Source organism: Gimesia chilikensis (assembly GCF_007744075.1).
Taxonomy (GTDB): Bacteria; Planctomycetota; Planctomycetia; order Planctomycetales; family Planctomycetaceae; genus Gimesia; species Gimesia chilikensis_A.
Genome location: NZ_CP036266.1, coordinates 1094986 through 1113000 on the forward strand (window position 1 = coordinate 1094986; position 18015 = coordinate 1113000).

At 54.8% G+C, this 18015-nt stretch carries 19 protein-coding genes; 9 read left to right on the forward strand and 10 right to left on the reverse strand.

The features are described 5' to 3' along the window. Window positions 1-12: 12 nt before the first annotated feature. The 3 genes from HG66A1_RS04280 (at window position 13) to HG66A1_RS04285 (ending at window position 1435) form a co-directional block, all read left to right on the forward strand. Window positions 13-546, forward strand: coding sequence for an SMI1/KNR4 family protein (locus HG66A1_RS04280; RefSeq protein WP_145181010.1), 534 nt, complete (start codon window positions 13-15; stop codon window positions 544-546). 141 nt (window positions 547-687) lie between these two features. Next, window positions 688-936 carry a PF20097 family protein gene (locus HG66A1_RS32765; RefSeq protein ID WP_409999462.1) on the forward strand — a complete coding sequence of 83 codons (249 nt, stop codon included), beginning with the start codon at window positions 688-690 and terminating at the stop codon, window positions 934-936. Window positions 937-1132: 196 nt separating this feature from the next. Then, window positions 1133-1435: a hypothetical protein gene (locus HG66A1_RS04285; RefSeq protein ID WP_145181011.1), complete on the forward strand. Its 303-nt coding sequence runs from the start codon at window positions 1133-1135 to the stop codon at window positions 1433-1435. 411 nt (window positions 1436-1846) lie between these two features. On the opposite strand, the gene HG66A1_RS04290 is transcribed toward HG66A1_RS04285, so the two are convergent. Next, on the reverse strand, window positions 1847-2524 hold the full coding sequence (locus tag HG66A1_RS04290) for a hypothetical protein (RefSeq protein WP_145181012.1): 678 nt from the start codon (window positions 2522-2524) through the stop codon (window positions 1847-1849). A 94-nt stretch (window positions 2525-2618) separates the two neighbouring features. Here HG66A1_RS04290 and HG66A1_RS04295 point away from each other — a divergent pair, with 94 nt between their 5' ends. From HG66A1_RS04295 to HG66A1_RS04315, 5 genes are all read left to right on the forward strand, one after another. Beyond that, on the forward strand, window positions 2619-3233 hold the full coding sequence (locus HG66A1_RS04295) for a hypothetical protein (protein WP_145181013.1): 615 nt from the start codon (window positions 2619-2621) through the stop codon (window positions 3231-3233). Window positions 3234-3947: 714 nt separating this feature from the next. Next, the gene (metE, locus tag HG66A1_RS04300) at window positions 3948-6266 is read left to right on the forward strand and encodes a 5-methyltetrahydropteroyltriglutamate--homocysteine S-methyltransferase (protein ID WP_145181014.1); all 2319 of its coding nucleotides are present in this window, start codon (window positions 3948-3950) and stop codon (window positions 6264-6266) included. Window positions 6267-6401: 135 nt separating this feature from the next. Then, window positions 6402-7442 (forward strand): ABC transporter substrate-binding protein, encoded by a 1041-nt coding sequence (locus HG66A1_RS04305; RefSeq protein ID WP_145181015.1) that lies wholly within the window; start codon window positions 6402-6404, stop codon window positions 7440-7442. Between the two features lie 21 nt (window positions 7443-7463). Beyond that, on the forward strand, window positions 7464-8504 hold the full coding sequence (locus tag HG66A1_RS04310) for a FecCD family ABC transporter permease (RefSeq protein WP_197996978.1): 1041 nt from the start codon (window positions 7464-7466) through the stop codon (window positions 8502-8504). Window positions 8505-8514: 10 nt separating this feature from the next. Then, a complete protein-coding gene (locus HG66A1_RS04315; protein ID WP_145181016.1) occupies window positions 8515-9291 on the forward strand; it encodes an ABC transporter ATP-binding protein in 777 nt (258 codons plus the stop codon). 19 nt (window positions 9292-9310) lie between these two features. Here the strand turns inward: HG66A1_RS04315 and HG66A1_RS04320 are convergent, their stop codons facing one another. Next, window positions 9311-9631 (reverse strand): Dabb family protein, encoded by a 321-nt coding sequence (locus HG66A1_RS04320; RefSeq protein WP_145181017.1) that lies wholly within the window; start codon window positions 9629-9631, stop codon window positions 9311-9313. A gap of 319 nt (window positions 9632-9950) precedes the next feature. Here HG66A1_RS04320 and HG66A1_RS04325 point away from each other — a divergent pair, with 319 nt between their 5' ends. Next, complete coding sequence (locus tag HG66A1_RS04325; RefSeq protein WP_145181018.1) at window positions 9951-10895, forward strand: hypothetical protein; 945 nt, start codon at window positions 9951-9953, stop codon at window positions 10893-10895. A 53-nt stretch (window positions 10896-10948) separates the two neighbouring features. On the opposite strand, the gene HG66A1_RS04330 is transcribed toward HG66A1_RS04325, so the two are convergent. The 8 genes from HG66A1_RS04330 to HG66A1_RS04365 form a co-directional block, all read right to left on the reverse strand. After that, entirely contained in the window at window positions 10949-11230 is a 282-nt protein-coding gene (locus HG66A1_RS04330) for a hypothetical protein (protein WP_145181019.1), read from the reverse strand. 86 nt (window positions 11231-11316) lie between these two features. Beyond that, entirely contained in the window at window positions 11317-12717 is a 1401-nt protein-coding gene (locus tag HG66A1_RS04335; protein WP_145181020.1) for a DUF420 domain-containing protein, read from the reverse strand. Between the two features lie 38 nt (window positions 12718-12755). Next, on the reverse strand, window positions 12756-13607 hold the full coding sequence (locus HG66A1_RS04340) for an ABC transporter permease (protein ID WP_232102129.1): 852 nt from the start codon (window positions 13605-13607) through the stop codon (window positions 12756-12758). Next, window positions 13604-14572 carry an ATP-binding cassette domain-containing protein gene (locus HG66A1_RS04345; RefSeq protein ID WP_145181021.1) on the reverse strand — a complete coding sequence of 323 codons (969 nt, stop codon included), beginning with the start codon at window positions 14570-14572 and terminating at the stop codon, window positions 13604-13606. The genes HG66A1_RS04340 and HG66A1_RS04345 overlap by 4 nt, the downstream gene beginning before the upstream one ends. Next, window positions 14562-14972: a cytochrome C oxidase subunit IV family protein gene (locus HG66A1_RS04350; protein WP_145181022.1), complete on the reverse strand. Its 411-nt coding sequence runs from the start codon at window positions 14970-14972 to the stop codon at window positions 14562-14564. Before HG66A1_RS04350 ends, HG66A1_RS04345 begins: the two co-directional genes overlap by 11 nt. Before the next feature lie 42 nt (window positions 14973-15014). Next, a complete protein-coding gene (locus tag HG66A1_RS04355; RefSeq protein ID WP_232106750.1) occupies window positions 15015-16028 on the reverse strand; it encodes a heme-copper oxidase subunit III in 1014 nt (337 codons plus the stop codon). Between the two features lie 70 nt (window positions 16029-16098). Then, entirely contained in the window at window positions 16099-17031 is a 933-nt protein-coding gene (gene cyoE / locus HG66A1_RS04360) for a heme o synthase (protein ID WP_145181023.1), read from the reverse strand. A 2-nt stretch (window positions 17032-17033) separates the two neighbouring features. Further along, window positions 17034-17993 (reverse strand): COX15/CtaA family protein, encoded by a 960-nt coding sequence (locus tag HG66A1_RS04365; protein ID WP_145181024.1) that lies wholly within the window; start codon window positions 17991-17993, stop codon window positions 17034-17036. Window positions 17994-18015 lie beyond the last annotated feature (22 nt).

Sequence of the window (18015 nt, forward strand, 5' to 3'; positions counted from 1 at the left end):
CGGAGAAAACTGTTGAGAAATGCCATTCAGGATTTAATGAAATTAGTTCCCCCTTCAACAGGAAAAACCAGGTTTAGCTATGAGGATCAACTAAATGTTGAATATGGTGATCCTGTTCTTTTGCCGCGGGATTATATCGATTTTCTAAATCAATATTCCGTGGGGGCATTTACCGAAGATGGTTATCCAAGCTGGGATATTCTGGATTTGATTTCTGACGGGGGGACATCATTCTCAATGGAATACATCGCATTAGCCAGGGAAAAATGCGCAGAGGAACCTGAAATAAATCCTGCTGTCTACCCAACTCTTCCGGGCTTATTGCCATGGGGTGCGTACAACCAGGGTTGCACATTTTACTGGTGGGTCGCAGGAGATCCCGATACCTGGGAGGTTGTTGCCGATCGAGGTGATCAAGCATTTCATGTTCAATTATCAATGACCGAATTTTTATTGAAATTGTTTTCAGATCAGTTACATGAGTTGTATCCGCAGGGCTTTATGAGCGACCTTGATATTGGTTACATGCCCCGGTATGAGGGGTAATCAAACACGAAACAGCCGGAAAGTAGTGAAGGGGGGCCTGAATTTTTTATCTGCCGTTCAAAATTTCCGTGATCTAAAGGTGGTCCGCTTGCGTTCAACTTCAGTCGGCCTGTTTACCAACATGACTTTCTGGAGATTCTAATGAGTACCATACCACGCTGCCCTGACTGCGAAACGGAGATGGAAAAAGGATTTGTCCCGGATAATACCTTTCTGGGAGCCCTGCAAACGGTGTGGCATCCAGGTGATCCTGAAAGTGCTGACCGCTCTGTTTTCGGAATGAAGTTAAAGAACAGAACTCAGACGGTGCATGTCGACGAATCCGGAACGAGAAAGATTACAACCTATCGCTGCCCGACGTGTGGTCTGCTGCGGTCGTATGCGGAGTGAGTGGATTTCTAAACGGTTGAATAAAGAGGCGATACAGATTTGTTCTGTCCCCTTTATTGGCGATTATATATTACGTTGTGTTGAAGCGTATGAAGACATAAAAGGGTGAAGAGAAAAGGGGGCTTTGAAAATTATTCTATAAGTTATGAGGTCGGTAATGCGGACATATGGTCTGGGTCGAATGAGAAGTTTGCAAGTGGACGTCTTGGATTTGGGAGGTGCGCTTTGTGGAGTACCAAGTGACATAGCTAAGGAAGAAGATCGAATTGATGCAATGAGACAAGCATTACAGAGCCTTAAAGAAGTAACGGGGGAGGACTTTGGGTACAATATAGAAAAATGGCATAACTATCTTCAGTCATCAGATGAATTTAAAAAAGCTTATACTTTTAGGAGCGGTTGGGATGAAGTATGCGCTGGAGTAAAAGAATTAGTTGCTGACAAAGACCACTCACGGCGAGTTGAATTGGCCCAGCAAACAATGGATGAAGAGATGTAAAAGTAATACAAAGACATAGAAGAGTTTTTCGTGTCGTTCGTGGTTCATCAAATGATCAATCAAAATACAGAAAACGCCGGGTGCCCCCGAATGGAACTCGGGGTTGTCGGCGACAACAGGAAACTTTCAGAGCACTCTGGCAATGAAGGAAGCAGAAACCGATTTGACTTTGGTCAGCAGCGGAGTGGTGCTCTGAAAACATGAGACATCACTGTCAGTTTCCTGCTCGCTGCGCTCGGCCCGAAGTGCATTCGGGCCTACCCATTTGGGGTGGCTGAAAAAACCTTGTTCACTCGCATTCCAACTGGTACAGAGTTGGGGGCAAGGTCATGGGAATGACGACAAATGTATGATGATGGAACAGAAAAGGGGGCCGGTCTTTTGTGTTTTCCTGCACAAAATCAATGCAGCTTATGTTCCATCCTCTAACAGGCTTGCCTGTAGCGTTTGGCATAATCCAGGGGCCAGGATATCAAAACGAATATCGTGATAGCTGTAGTCGTCAATAAACTGATCAAGTTTGACAGTATCCATATACTCGACTTCTCTCCCTTGTGTCATTATTTCCAGCAGATATTTTGATAATGGAGCTCTGATGATTGTCACTTGGCTTTTGGGGAAACAATCTACATCAAAATCATATAAATCATCTGAAATGATATAAAACCATTCATTTTCCTGGGTTCTTATCAGATAGCCTTTTACGGGCTCTCCTTCTTCTTCAATTGGCCAATATTGGATAATATTGGTGATCGTAAATATTTCTGCATAAGCTCCTGCTACTTCCTTTTCATGCAATTCTTTCTCTTCCAACCAACTTTCGTACTGATCGCTACGGTTTTTAAGTATTTTTTTGAATCCAAAGATCATCGTGACAAGAATAGTAATAAGTCCCAGTACTCTGATAATAAAAATACTATTATTAACTACCACCAGACGTATCAGTAGTTGAACAGGCATGATCAGCACCAGGCCAACAATCGGAAACCCTATGAGCCAGACAAAGATATCTAAAACTAAGAAGTGATATTCAGGCTTTTCGAACGGCCATTCCTGATATTCATATCTAATGTTTGATGTTTGAATCATGACATGGAGTTCCCCGGAAATCGAATGACGATTAATATGACTTGCTCACTTTATACTCCCGATCTGATTCAAGTGATACTCTGAATGCCGTACCATGCGTCAATGTAATCCACGACCAAAGGATCAACGTAAAGTTCCGATTCCAGACGAACTCCGCGAATCGATGCGCGAGGTACGAGAAGTCATCGACGAAGCCGAGCGCGATCCCGATGACATGCCGATCGACTTCGAGGATGCAATTCAAGTGGGTGCAATTTGCGGCGGGCGGGTTGGCGGGGATAACCGACCGTTTGAATTCACATACTTCCCCGCAGGAGACAGGAAATACGGCCGCTGGTTCTTGGCGCTCCATGAGACCGAGATCGAGGATATTGCAGATGGGGTGATATCGGAGCTCACTATGTATTGTTGCACATCACCCGACTGTCACTGCAAATTCCGTGATGAGTCCGAGACGTGCGTCTTCTGCGACTATGAAGATGACGCTGAGACTGTCTCACTGAACCAGCAACTCGCTGCGCTTGCCCAAACCGTGAACTCAAAAAAAGAATGGGTGGCGGGCTACCTGCGCATCAAGCCCGACGCAAGTGGTGTATCACTCATCGGCGACTATAACCCAATTGATGGTCTTGGTGACCGGCTGGGATGGTTTTCAACTCCCGAAGCCCAGGAACTGATTGATCAGCTTCGATCGGAATCCGGATCATAAAAATGTGTCAAGAACCAGTTTCTGATTCGCGTGTCATGATGTCAGAATTCCCTCATCACACCGACTGATCGTTTTGGCTGATTTTCAAGTTGACGAATCTTGTGTCGACTGTTAAGCTCGCTGTCCGTTGGAATTGATGAAACGATGAACGCTTCGTTTCACTTCCTGCCTTTGTTTCGTTTTCACAGGAAAACAGCTATGACTCTTTACATGCAGCGTGTCCACTGGTGTGACCGACTGTATGTCTCGCCCGAATACAGACGGGTTGGAGACGCAGATGATGCAGAGTCTGACATGCGCCTGGTCTAAGACTGGCACTGCTGTTGCGCGCACCGCGAGTTGAGTGCGCGGCCCTCGTTCTCGATTGTGTGTTCGATCCTGCGCGAGTGTTAATGCCTGTAAACCCCGTCAGATCCCTGTTCGGTTTCTGCCTGCGCGCCTTGAGGTTGCGCCGGTAATCGTGCCGGCGCGGTTCCTGTCTGCAGTGCTCCGTCAAAGATCAGCGCGCTGTGTCTGATCTCGATCGCTTTTTGTTTTTTCACGGTCTGTGAACTCAGGGAAGGTCTGCGCACAACGTGCGCGCTGCTTTCCAAACTTTCACAGACACGTCGCCGCTGCCGGTACGCACCGATGTCACGTGCGCTCGCGGTACGCGCGGTGGCGGAATGCCTACCAACACAATAATTATCAATACACTTTGAAAGGAGCCAGCAGATGGCTATTGCTACCAATCTTGGATTTCCCCGTATCGGCGCACAACGAGAACTGAAACGGGCCGTTGAAAAATTCTGGTCCGGAAAAATTTCGGAAGCGGAATTACACAATGTCTGTCGTGAACTGCGTGAAACCAACTGGAAACGACAACAGCAGGCGGGGATCGCGCACATTCCCTCCAACGATTTTTCCCTTTACGACCAGGTACTGGATACCGCGGCGCTGGTCGGGGCGATTCCCCGGCGGTTTGACTGGTCAGGGGATGAAGTTGACCTGGCGACTTACTTCGCGATGGCGCGGGGTGGCAAAGGGGGACAGTCGGTGACCGCCTCAACCGAAGGTGTCGCGGCACTGGAGATGACCAAATGGTTTGATACGAACTACCATTACCTGGTCCCTGAGTTTGAGGGGGATCTGCAGTTCCAGCTCGCTTCGCGGAAGCCGATCACGGAGTACCTGGAAGCGAAAGCCCTGGGAATCGAGACGCGTCCCGTACTGCTGGGGCCGGTTTCGTTTCTGCTGTTGGGGAAGACCTGGGAGGCGGATATCGATCCCTTAAGCCTGCTCGATGCACTGTTGCCCGTGTATGCGGAAGTGCTTGCGGAACTGGCGGCAGCCGGGGCGGAGTGGGTGCAGATTGACGAACCCTGCCTGGTGCTCGATCTGACGGAGGCCCAGCAGGCGGCCTTTCAACGGGCCTACGATCGCCTGTCGATCAACGGGAGTCAGCTCAAAGTTGTGCTGGCCACATATTTTGGTGATCTGAAAGAGAACCTGTCGACGGCGGTGTCGCTGCCGGTGGAAGCGCTGCACATCGATCTGGTGCGGGCACCGGAACAGCTGGAAGACGTGCTGGCCCAGCTGCCGGAAGAGCTTTCGCTTTCATTGGGAGTCGTCGACGGGCGGAATATCTGGAAGAACGATGTCAGCCGCTCGATTTCACTGGTGGAAACCGTCGTGGAACGGCTGGGGACAGATCGCGTTTTGATCGGGCCTTCCTGTTCGCTGCTGCATACGCCCGTCGATCTGTCGCTGGAGTCGGGGCTGGATCCCGAGGTTCGCCAGTGGCTGGCTTACGCGCAGCAGAAGCTGGAGGAGATCAACCTGATCACGCGAGCTATCAATGGCGGACGGAAATCAGTGGCTGCGGAACTGGCCTGGTACGATGAAAAGATGGAATCCCGACGGAAGTCGGAGCGCGTGCATCGTGCGGAGGTGAAGGAACGCTGTGCCGGGGTGACGGAAGAGATGCTGCGACGGCAGTCTCCTTATCCGGCGCGGCAGACGATCCAGACGCACGAACTGCAGCTGCCTTTGTTTCCGACGACGACCATCGGTTCGTTTCCGCAGACGGATGACATCCGCAAAGCGCGGGCCGCGTTCAAGAAAGGGGAACTGCAGGAAGCGGCGTATGAGGAGTTTCTCAAGAACTGCATTGCCAGTGATATTCGCTGCCAGGAAGAGATTGGCCTGGATGTGCTCGTGCATGGCGAAGCGGAGCGGAACGACATGGTCGAATACTTCGGCGAACAGCTGGAAGGCTTCATCGCGACGAAGCATGGCTGGGTGCAGAGTTATGGCTCACGCTGTGTGAAGCCGCCCGTGATCTTTGGTGATGTGCTGCGCAAGGAGCCGATGACCGTGAAGTGGACTGCTTATGCGCAGTCCTGTACCGAGAAGCTGATGAAGGGAATGCTCACCGGTCCGGTGACGATTCTGCAATGGTCGTTTGTCAGAGACGATCAGCCACGGAGCGTGACCTGCCAGCAGATCGGGCTGGCGATCCGGGATGAAGTACTCGATCTCGAAGCGAGCGGCATCCGGGTGATTCAGATCGATGAACCGGCGATCCGCGAAGGTCTGCCGCTCAGGCAGGCCGACTGGGACGCATATCTGCAGTGGGCAGTGGACTGTTTCCGGCTGGCTTCGGCGGGAGTGGAAGACGAAACGCAGATCCACACGCACATGTGCTATTCGGAATTCAACGATATCATCGAAGCGATCGGGGCTCTGGACGCGGATGTGATTTCGATTGAGACTTCACGGAGTAACATGGAGCTGCTGGACGCGTTCGTCCAGTATCAGTATCCGAATGAAATCGGACCCGGGGTATATGACATTCATTCGCCCCGGGTGCCAACGGTGAAGTCGATCGAGTATCTGCTGGAGAAAGCTCTCGAAGTCTTGCAGCCCCGCCAGTTGTGGGTGAATCCGGATTGCGGCCTGAAAACCCGCAAATGGGAGGAAGTCAAACCTTCGCTGGAGAATATGGTCGCGGCGGCGCAACAGCTGCGGGCCCGGTGGCTGTCACGCGTCTGAACGTGTGATTCATAGGAAAAGATGACTGAAAACGTAGTCAGCTGCGGAATGTTCGTTGTCGGACATTCCGGGCTGATCTACGATAGGGATTAATGGGGCTGTTCCCCGCGAAAAGAAATAGAAACAGACACTGATATGAAACATCAATTCGAATTGAAACTGATCCTGTTATTACTGACGCTGACCTGGTTGGCGGGCTGTGGCACGCAGGAAGCGGGTTCGGTTGCATCACAGACAGAGCAGGGGACGCAGGCACCTGTGTCTGAGCTGCCGGCTGCTCCGGAAGAGGCTGCGGTCGACGTCGTTGCGGACGCGCAGTCGTTCCCGGTGACGGTGAAAGATTACCAGGGGCGGGATGTCACGCTGGCGAAACAGCCGCGGCGGATTATTTCGCTGCTTCCCTCGCATACGGAGACGCTGTTTGCGCTGGGGGCGGGAGAGCAGATGGTGGGCTGTACGTCGCTGTGCAATTATCCGCCGGAGACAGAGGAACTGAGACAGATAGCGCTGGCAAACCCGGGCAGCATCAGCCTGGAAGCGCTGGTGGAGTTACAACCTGATCTGATTGTGACCGGCGGGGATTATCATCGGCAACTGGCGGCGCAACTGGAGACACTCAAGATTCCGGTGCTGGCCCTGGAGTCACAGTCGGTAGCTGATATCGAAAAAGCGATGCTGGGAATCGGGCAGGCGACCGGCCATCAGCAACAGGGACAAAAGTTGATCGCCCGGTTGAAGCAGGAGATCGCTGGAGTACAGAAACAGATCAAAGCGTTTCAGAAAGAGGAGCGGCCTAAAGTTTTTTACCGGGTCTGGGATCAGCCGTTGATGACTGCCGGCCCGCATTCGTTTATCGGCGAGTTAATCACGCTGGCCGGGGGAGAGAATGTCTTCGCAGATGTGGAGCCTGCGTATCCCCAGGTGAGTGAAGAGACTCTGATTCTGCGCGACCCGGACGTGATTGTACTACCACGCATGAAAGCGGGGCCCAGCGACGCGCGTGAGGTGCTTGAGAAGCTGCGTCAACGTCCGGGGTGGTCGGACATGGCTGCAGTGAAAGAGGGACGCGTGTATCTGATTGAAGACGATGTGATTTCCCGGCCCGGCCCGCGGGTGGTGCAGGGACTTCAAAAACTGGCACAGGCGTTGTACCCTGAGGCATTTCCCGATCCTTAAGCTTGAGAGTGGATTCTGCAGGTGAGACCCACGCAACCCCGTTTTGCTGTCTGGCGGATACTCCCGTTCCTGGGAGGGCTGCTGCTGGCGCTGCTGGTGGGAATTCATTTTGGTGCGGTGCAGTTGTCGCTGTCCGAGATCTGGCAGGGTCTGACAGGGGCCGCAGCCGGCGCGCAGATCGAGACGATTCTATGGCAGATCCGACTGCCGCGGGTGGTGCTGGCGGCTTGTGTCGGTGCCGGGCTGGCGATTGCGGGCGCTGCGTTTCAGGGAGTGTTTCGAAATCCGCTGGCCGATCCGTTTGTGATTGGTGCTTCGAGCGGTGCCGCTTTGGGGGCGACACTGGCTCTGCTTTGTCTGGCAGGAAGTGTGACGGTCATCACGAGTACCGGCCAGGTGCCCTGGCTGATCCTGGCGGCGTTTGGCGGGGCTATGCTGATTGTCGGGGCTGTGTTTGTGATTGCCTCGCTCAGTAACCTGGGACGAAGTGCGCCGCTGTTGACGTTAATTCTGGCGGGGATGGCACTCAGCAGTTTTACCGGAGCGCTGGTTTCGCTGATCATGTTTCTGAATCATGAGATGCTGAATACGATTTTCAACTGGCTGCTGGGGAGTTTTTCCGGCAGGCACTGGAATGAAATTGCGATTGCCGGTCCGGTGATCCTGGTGAGCGGCGGTCTGATCTGGATGTTGTCACGACCACTGGACCTGTTGTCGTTCGGGGATGAGACGGCGATGTCACTGGGGCTGCCGAGCGGTAAAGTGCGGTTGTTGATTTTAGCGGCGGCCACGTTGTGTACGGCGGCCTGTGTGTCGGTGTCGGGGGTGATCGGATTTCTGGGACTGATGGCACCGCACATGACGCGGATTCTTTTGGGCCCGCGACATGGACTGTTGATTCCGGGCAGTGCGTTACTGGGGGCGACACTACTGGTGATTGCCGACACGCTGGCGCGGACTGTGATTGCGCCGACGGAGATCCCGGTGGGTGTGGTGACTGCCTTGATGGGCTGTCCGTTTTTTCTGTTCCTGCTGATCAGCCGCGGCCGACAGACGATGTGAAAGGTTTCCCATGTCTGAAATTCAACTGGAGAATGTGACCTGCGGCTATCCCAACCAGGAAGTTTTGCACCAGGTTTCACTGGCAGTGGAGCCGGGTAAGGTGCTGGTGCTGCTGGGACCCAATGGATCGGGGAAGACGACGCTGCTGCGCGCACTGTTTCAGTTGATCGCGGTGCAGCAGGGGACGATCCTGGTGGAAGGTCAGGATGTGCAGCGACTGTCTCGACGGGAGATGGCCCAGAAACTGGCACTGGCACCACAGCTGGAGATGCCTCAATGGCCGATGACAATTGAAGAGACCGTGCAACTGGGACGCTCGGCGCATCGGGGCTGGGTGCAGCCGTTTAGCGGAGAAGATGCGGAGCATGTGGAGACGGCGCTGGTGCAGACCGGATTGACAGAACTGCGGGCGAAGAAGATTACGGAGATCTCCGGCGGGGAATGGCGGCGGACCCTGATTGCCCGGGCGCTGGTGCAGCAGACCAAGGTGCTTTGTCTGGATGAGCCGACAACGGGCCTCGATCTGAAATACCAGGTGGAGGTGCTGTCATTGATTCGCGATCTGGCTCATGAGCGGGAGCTGACGGTGCTGCTGACAATTCACGATCTGAACCTGGCCAGCTGTTTCGCCGATCAGATTGTGTTACTGGCCGGGGGCGAGATCGCGGCGTTGGGAACTGCGGCGGAGGTATTAACGGAAGCGCGTTTGAGCGAGGTCTATCAGACCCGGGTCAAAGTGGTGCCCCATCCGGAATACCAGACGCCGCTGGTGGTTCCCCTGCTGTGAGCGAGATGCGCGTCACAGATCAACTGGTGACGTAGCTGTCACAGACCTGGACTTTGGCCCAGGAGGCTTTGTTCTCTTCGATGAATTTCAGGTGATCGGGAGCGGTCTGGTAGATATCGTGTGATTCCTTGCTGTCGAAAACCACGTTCAGAGCGACGTGAAATTCCTGATTATTCACTTCCCGCTGGAACTCGGGGCCCCGCTGGCCGGCGGAAAAATAGACGACGCCGGGATGGTCTTTGAGATATATGTGACAGGCGTTCACCATGGTCTGGATTGCTTCCGGAGAGCCGTCATTGAGGGTGAAATAGACCATATGAGCCAGTTGTGTGTCTGCCATGGGGGTTCCTTCGGGGGTGTTCTAGTGTGTTAAGTGTATAAATAGAATGATGTTAGGTGCGGGCAAGGCGGTGCTGCCCGGATTCAATCTCCCTATCTTCTCAAAAACGGGGGTAAATGTCACCGGTACCGGGAGTGAATGAATTTTGGAATTCCGGAAATTTAAAATAAAGCGACTTTAACGATTATGCCGATAAAGAAGAACGGTGGGTTATTCGTTCGGGAACCTCATTCGGGGAACCCAGGTTTCAGTGAGTCTGAAACAGGAACGAAATCAAGGAGTGCCTTTCAGCACACTTAGTCAAAAAAGGAGTTTTTCGATGTCCCCCTGGATTCGAAATGTCATTGTAGTCGCATCACTGTTTCTGATTTTTGCTGATAGTAACGAAGCCGACGCGCATCTGTTTCGCAGATTGTTCAACCGTGGTGGCATGGGTTGTTATTATCCGCAGCACAGCCGTTGTGGACATCGTTGTCGCAAACTGGCCCGGCGTTATTTCCGTCGTTGTGCTCCTGTCACTTCCTGCTGCCCGGGCGTGTGTACTCCGCCTCCGCCGCAGATCTGTTACCAGGATATAATCTGTACCGAATACCGTATGATTCCTCAGACACGGAACGTGCCTGTAACGACTTATCGTCAGGTGACCGTGGATGAAGGTGGCTGGCAGCGAGTCTGGGTTCCCAAAATGGTGACCAAGCAGATTCCTCAGACCTGCTATCGTCAGGAAACCACTTACGTGCGTCAGCCTTACCAGGTTCGCAAACGGGTTCAGGTGATGGCTCCTCAGTCAACCTGCACGGATTGCGTGAATGGTATGAACGGACTGCCTTCGATGATCAGTCCTTCGCCAACCGTGATTCCTTCCACACCGACACCTGCACCTTCGACCGTGCCGACACCGACTCCGATGTCTTCTACATCGCTGGATCTGGGAGCCTATCCGACTCTGGCACCTACTGTGACTGCACAGCCGGCTGCTTCCTGGGGAACGGGTGCCACAACTTCATACGCGAGTACTGCCAGTGTGGGAACTTATCCGATCTCTGGTCCGGCTCTGCCTCCCAATCCTGCCATGCTGCAGGTACCACAGCTGACATCTAATACCGGTTCCGACTGGCAGACGATTCCTTCGCTGAATGCGACTCCGGCGACATCCGCCTATGATGATTCTGCTTCACGGAGTGCTGCCGCGAAAGGGGCTTTCCGTCCTGCACCATCGGCCGCGACCGTCTGGAATACTCCGCGTCGCCAGCCTTTGAACTAATCGCGCGAGCGATCTGAATCCATTATCGAATTCGAACCGGGATCTGCGGCAGACTACTGCGGGTCCCGGTTGTTTTCGTAATTGTGGAGTGCATCCTGTTCGCGGCGGTTCATCTTGTAGAAGGCAACGCCGAATCCGCTGAAGATCATGGCGGGCATGGCAAGCATGAAAGCGATGCTGTACATGTAGGCCCGGGGTTTGCGATCATCGGTTTCGTTCAACTCTTTGCACATCGGGCAGGCTTGAGCCGGACGAATCAGCGCAGGACTGGAGAACAGGCCGAGCAGGGCTGTGGCCAGTAAACAGGATCGCAGGAATCGAAATCGTTTGCACATGATGATGAAACTCGGTTAACGGGTACGTCTTCAATACTATCAGGATAACAGACCGGCGGGGCTGTGCCAAATGATTACTGGTTCGATCAGGCAGCTCCGGGCAGATGGTAAAGCATGAAATAGATCACCACGCCGGTGATGGAGACATACAGCCAGATCGGAAAGGTGATTTTGGCGATGCGGCGGTGTGCTTCCCACTGTTGTTTGAGTCCGCGACGGATGGTCATCCAGGCGAGGACAGGCACCGCGGCGGCCAGGACCACGTGGGTGATCAGGATGAAATAGTACACGGGACGGATCAGGCCTTCTCCCTGAAATTTACGGGAGGCATCGCCGGTGTAACTCTGCAGGGCAAAGTGGTAGATCAGATAGAAGACCAGGAACAGGACCGATGTACCAAATGCGGTGAGCATGGTCTTCTTGTGTTTCTCCCGTTCCCCTTTGCGGATGAATCCGTAGCCGACCATCAGCAGAATCGTGGCCAGTCCGTTCAGGGCCGCGTTGACGGTGGGGAGTTGCATGACCCAGTCGGGAGCCTGACCTGCTGGGGCTTCTGCGATGACGGTCTCGACGGTTTCCGTTTCGACTTCAACCGGTTCCGTAGGGGCAGCGGGGGCGGATTCGGTTTCAGACTGTGCCAGCAGCAGGGGGAGCAGTAAGGTGCTCAAAGAGATCATACCCGCTTTGGCCGGAGGCTTTGCGACTGGCTTGGGCTCTTCTTTGGCGGGTGCTTCTGCTTTCTTCTTTGAGTCTGTTTTGTCTTTCGATTCTGCTTTGACGAGCTTGCGGACTTCGCGGCGGAGCTCGGCCATTTCGGCGTCGTTGACGGCGTTGAACTTCTGGAGTACGCGGCCATCGGGGCCGACGAGCATCACGTTGGTGGTATGAATGACTTCAAAGCCAGGCTTGCGGGCAGGGCCGACATTTTCCTCCACAGGCATCAGAAAACTTTTTTCGATGAGGTGGAAGATCTCTTTCTGGTCGCCGGTGAGGAAGAGCCATTTCTCGGGATCGGCGCCCATCAGCTCGGCGTACTGAGAGAGGACTTCGGGAGTGTCATGCTTGGGGTCGACCGTAATCGTGACCAGACGGAAGTCGAGGTCTTTGAGATCTTTCTGCAGCTGGTAGAACTGGCCGGAGACGCGGGGGCAGGGACCGGCGCAGCGGGTGAAGACGAAGCAGGCGACCCAGGGTTTCCCCAGCAGGTCTTTCTTCGTGATGGTTTTGCCACTGCGTTCGGTGAGCGTGAAATCTTCGATACCTTCCTTGGGCCAGATGGGACCTTTGACGCTGATTTCTTCGGTCTCTTCTGTATTTTCTTCCGCCTCAGCCTGGGCTGCCTGTTCGGCTTTGCGCTGTTCGAGGGCCAGGTCGCTCTGCTTCTTTAACTGCCAGGTGGCGAAGGCACTGACGGCGACGAGAACCCAGAGTGAAATCGTCAGGATCAGGGGAATGCGGCGGGGAGGTTTGTTTGGTGTTTCAGTCATTTTGAATACTTCAAATCTCGTTTGATGGTCGGTGTTATTCAACGGGCGTTACGGGTGGCTCGTTTCCCGGTCATCCAGATGGCAAGAACTACATAGATTATACACACGACGGCGGTGACGGTCAGGCAGACAATCATTGACGGATTGCCGGGCGCTGTCGGGAGCGTTTCTGCAGACGACAGAATCCGGCGGAGACCGGTGACGCCGTAGGTTAAGGGGTTGGCGCGAATGATCCACGAAAGCCAGCCCGAATCGCCCGCGGGGAAAAAGGAGCCCGAGAGCAGCCACATGGGCATCAGGAAGACCGACATGATGGCGTGAAAGCCCTGAGTCGATTCCATGGGCCAGGCGATGAGGTAGCCTAAAGCGGTCAGGCTGAAGCCGAGCAGGAACAGAAACAGAATCAACGGAATCAGCCCGGCGAGGGTGACACCTGTTTCAAAGTCGGGAGCCAGTCCGACGAGATTCAGCAGTGGTCCCAGGAAAAGGAACAGGACAGCTTGTAAAACGGCCAGAATCGTGCCGCCCAGCAGCTTGCCCAACACGATCGAGGCGCGGGGAACCGGTGCGACGAGGACGCCCTGCAGGAAGCCTTCCTTACGGTCTTCGATAATCGAGATCGTGGAGAAGATGGCGGTGAACATCAAAATCATCACGGCGACGCCGGGGAAGAAGTATTCCTGGTAGGTCATGCCGGCGGGCGCCCAGGCGGGGGCTTGAAACGATCCGCGGAGTCCGGCTCCGAAGAGGATCCAGAACAGGACCGGTTGGATCAGGGCTCCGATGACGCGGGTACGCTGTCTGACAAAGCGGACGACCTCGCGGTGGGCGAGTGTCAGGATCGGCAGGACGAACGCGGGCTTGTGGACGGCGGGCATGTTCTGATTCATTCCGATTCCTCCGCCTGCCAGAACTGATGACCGGTTTCGTGGATGAAGACATCTTCCAGTGTCGGCTTGCCCAGGGAAACGGAAGTGACCTGGTCGGGAAAGGCGTCGATCAGGTCTTTGAGGAATTCGTGTCCGCGGGTGTGTTCCAGACGGAGGCTGGCGTTGATGCGCTGCGGAGTAACGCCGAACTTCTCAGTGATAAGTCGGGCGAGTTCATCGGGATGCTCGGCCTGGATGGTCAGACAGTCGCCGCCGACCGAGGCCCGCAGTTCATCGGGAGTACCACAGGTGACGAGTTCGCCCCGGTTTAAAATTCCCAGGCGGTCACAGTGTTCTGCTTCTTCCATGAGGTGTGTTGTGATCAGGATGGTGACGCCGTTCTCCTGCTGGAGTTGTTTGAGGTATTTCCAGAGGTCGTGCCGGGCACCGGGGTCGAGGCCGGTACTCGGTTCGTCGAGCAGGAGCACGCGGGGCGAGTGCAGCAGGCCCTTGGCGATTTCCACGCGCCGCTTGAGGCCGCCCGATAGGGATTCCGCCAGGTCCCCTTTGCGGTCGGTCAGACCCAGGTGGGACAAGGCATTGGCGATGCGGTCCCGCATGAGGGCTCCGGAGATGCCATACAGGTGGGCCTGGTGTTTGAGGTTTTCCTGGACCGTGAGTTTGCCGTCCAGACTGGGTGACTGAAAAGTGACGCCGATCAGGTTACGGATTTCCTGCGACCGGGTGGCCAGGTCGAATCCCGCGATTTCCGCGGATCCGGCCTGCAGGGGGAGCAGAGTCGAGAGCAGGCGAAAGAGTGTGGTTTTTCCGCCGCCGTTCGGACCGAGCAGACCGAAGATTTCACCGGAGTGGACTTCGAAACTGAGCTGGTTCAGGGCGAGGCGTTGCCCGTAATGGTGCGAGATGTCCTGCACGACGATCCGCGACGCGCGGGCGGTTTGCTGCGGTAGCGTATTACTCAACATGACTCGTTTCGGGCTGGTCGGGCGTAGTGTCGGCTGAGGCCTGCTGTGCCTGTTCCAGGTAATCAATCTGGGGAGCTTCACTGGTGTAGTAATGAATGCCGATATCGGGGGTCATGGCAATGGTCAGTCCCATGGCGAGGATGATCGTCGGGCTGAGCAGAACGTATTTCCATTTGCCTTCAAACTTGAGGTGCATGAAGTAGATCAGCACGAACAGCGCTTTGGCACAGGCGACGGCGAGCACGAGGAACGCCAGCAGGATGACACCCTTGATGCCGACCACGTCTTTCTCACGCAGGTCGATGATGTCGAAAACGATCGAGAGCACGGTGCAGAAGCAGAGGGCGTAGAAGATCTTCGTGTAAACGTTGTAGGCGGGATGAGCTGGTTCTTGGGACATCTTACTTCGGTCTTTCCGAACTTGAAGGAGATCGCGGGATGATCAAAGGATGTAAATCAACGGGAACAGGAAGATCCAGACCAGGTCGACGAAGTGCCAGTAGAGGCCGATGTTTTCGACATAGTCATTCCATTTTTCGCAGAGTCGTTTTCCCTGGACGAGGACAATCGCGAACAGGAGCATGCCGATGATGACGTGCAGTGCGTGAAAGCCGGTGAGCAGGAAATAGACGGAGGCGAAAAGGTTGCCATAAATAATGGGTTGCAGATGATGCACGGGGGCCAGGAGAGAACCGTATTCGGGGTTTTCTCTCAGGGTATCCAGGGCTTTGTTCATTTCAGGAACGGTGATCGATTCTTCGAGTGCCTGGTTATTCAGTTTGCGGTATTCACTCTCGAGATCGAAGTAGGCCTGGAGTTCTTTTTTACGGGCTGCCGGAGTGTCTTCGGCTGAGAGTTCCGTCTGCAGTTGTTGGCGGAGCTCTTCGACCGGGGGCACGATGGCTTCGGTTTTTTCATCGGTGACGCCGGCTTCTTCGACCGATTCGGCGTCTTCGGTGGGTTCGGTTTTTTCCGGGTCCATCACGCCGGACAGGGCGATGGCGCGGTTGTCGACGACCTGCTTCATTTCCCGCATCGATTTGTCGATGGCCATCTGGGGCGTTTCGGGAATGTGTCCGGGGAGAATATCGTATTTGAATTTGCCTGAGTACTCATAGGATTTGATGCCCAGGAAGAGACAACCCAGGACGAAGGTCAGCAGCAGGTATTTACGCGCCTTGGAGAAGTTTTGGGCCTTCATCCCTTCGAGGGCCATGACGACGAAGTAACTGGAGAGAATCAGGACGAAGGTATTCAGACCGCCGGCCCAGATCCGCAGGTGGGTCACGTCGGGATCGGTGGGCCAGCCGGGAGAACCGGCACGCAGGACGATGTAGGCTCCGATGAAGGCGGAAAAGAACATGATCTCGGTCGCCAGAAAGAGCCACATTCCCAGTTTGGAATGTGGAATGGGGAGTCCCATGCGATATTGTGGCGAATTACTTTCGTGACTCATTGTCGTCTTTCACTTTGCTTCGCAGGCAGTTAAACGGTCGTGGTCTTCAAGACAGGGATGCTGGACGTTCTCAGTTAAACAGCTGCAGGCGATCCCAGGTGAGGGTGATCAGCAGCACGGGGAGATAGATCAGCGAACACCAGATCAACTCCCGGGCGGTCTTACGGGTTTCATTGCCCAGGAAGCGGATCGAGAAGATCAGGTAAGCGATTCCCAGCACCAGGGCGACGCCGGAATAGACGCTGCCGGCCAGAGAGACGTACTGTGGCAGGAGGCTGACGGGAATCAGGAGGGTGGCATAAATCACGCACATCCAGCCGATCATGCGTGGTCGGGGATCAGCGGCGGGCAGCATTTTGAGCCCGGCCTGGTGATACTGATGGCGGTACAGCCAGGCGATCGCCAGGAAGTGCGGGAACTGCCAGAGGAACATGATGGCGAAAATGGAGAAGGATGCGGTATTCAGATTTCCGCCGGCAGCGGTCCAGCCCAGAATGGGGGGCATGGCGCCGGGGATGGCTCCGATGGTGGTGCAGAACGAGGTGCAGCGTTTGAGCGGTGTGTAAACCACGACGTAAAGTACCAGCGTCAGCATGGACAGAAACGCGGTCAGCAGATTGACCATCAAAGCGAGATAGAAGATACCGGTCAGGGCACAGAGGATGCCGAACACCAGAACTTCGGAGACGGAGAGTCGTCCAGAAGGAAGCGGGCGGCCTGTGGTGCGGGGCATCAGTTGATCGCTTTTGATTTCCAGCAGCTGATTCAGTGAGTTACAGCCTACGGCGACCAGTCCGATGCCGAACAGGGCGTGGATCAGCGGGAGCAGCGACCAGGAATGGGCGCTCCCCAGGGTGTAACCCAGGGCAACGGAAATCAACGCCATTGTCGAAATGCGGGGCTTCGTCAGTTCGAGGTAATCGGCGAGCCGTGCCAGGCTGATGGGCCGGGCTGCGGCTTTCGGTTCTTCAACGGCGATATAAGATTGTTGAGTCGTAGACATTTTCAGGCATTACCTTCAGTCTCAGGTAAGGAATCAGTAGCAGAGAGAGTTTGCTCTGACGAACGATTTTTATTTAACTGGTGCAGCCGGAAGACCCGGACTGAATACAGGGTGGTGGTCATCAGGAACAGAATCCCCGTGATCAGGTGCGCGGTGCGGAACAGCGACTGTTGCAGGGAGCCGGGTTCACCAATAATTCCGGCAGCGGGGAGTCCGAACCGGGTCAGCCAGGCGCCGATGCCGAGCATGATCTGGAAGATTCCCAGATGCAGCATACCCATTGCAGGGCGTTTCAGCCATTTAATTCCTGTCTTGCGGGCCGTGCGGAATTCGATAATCACAAAAACCAGGACCACAAAAGCAAAGCTGATGTGGGGATGCAGGCCGACTTTGAAGTGGCTCAGGAAGCCTCCCAGGAAATACTGAAAGAGGACGACCAGCGGAACGGTGATCGCCAGACGGCGTCCGTAGCCTGGAGCAAGCTCGGGAGGATCGTTGCTGTTTTCGATCCAGCGTTTGCCGGTTGCCATGGTGAGGAATGCCATCAGGGTGAAGACGCAGGCAGCGAACAGTCCGTGTGTCATCGCCAGCCCGACGCTGTTTTCTGTCACGCGTGTACCGCCCAGAATGCCTTGAATGATCACGCAGATCAGGACGGCGATCGCAACCTTGCGAATCCATTTTTGCGGCTGCACTTTGAAGGCGACGATCACCAGGACGATGGACAGGAAGCCCACCAGTGTTCCCAGGAGTCGGTGCACGTGCTCAAAAAACTTATCCGTGGGGAGCCCGAAGACGGGGTACGTAAACATGTTCTGTCCGTCGGATCCGGGCCAGCCATCGACTGCCATGCCATATCCTTCGGTAGTAACGTGTCCGCCCATAATCATCAGTGGCAGCGTAGCGACGGTGGTCGCCAGTGCGATGCGAAAGAGCCACGGATGGTATTGTTGCTGGTTCATAAAACTGTTTAACACTTCGTTA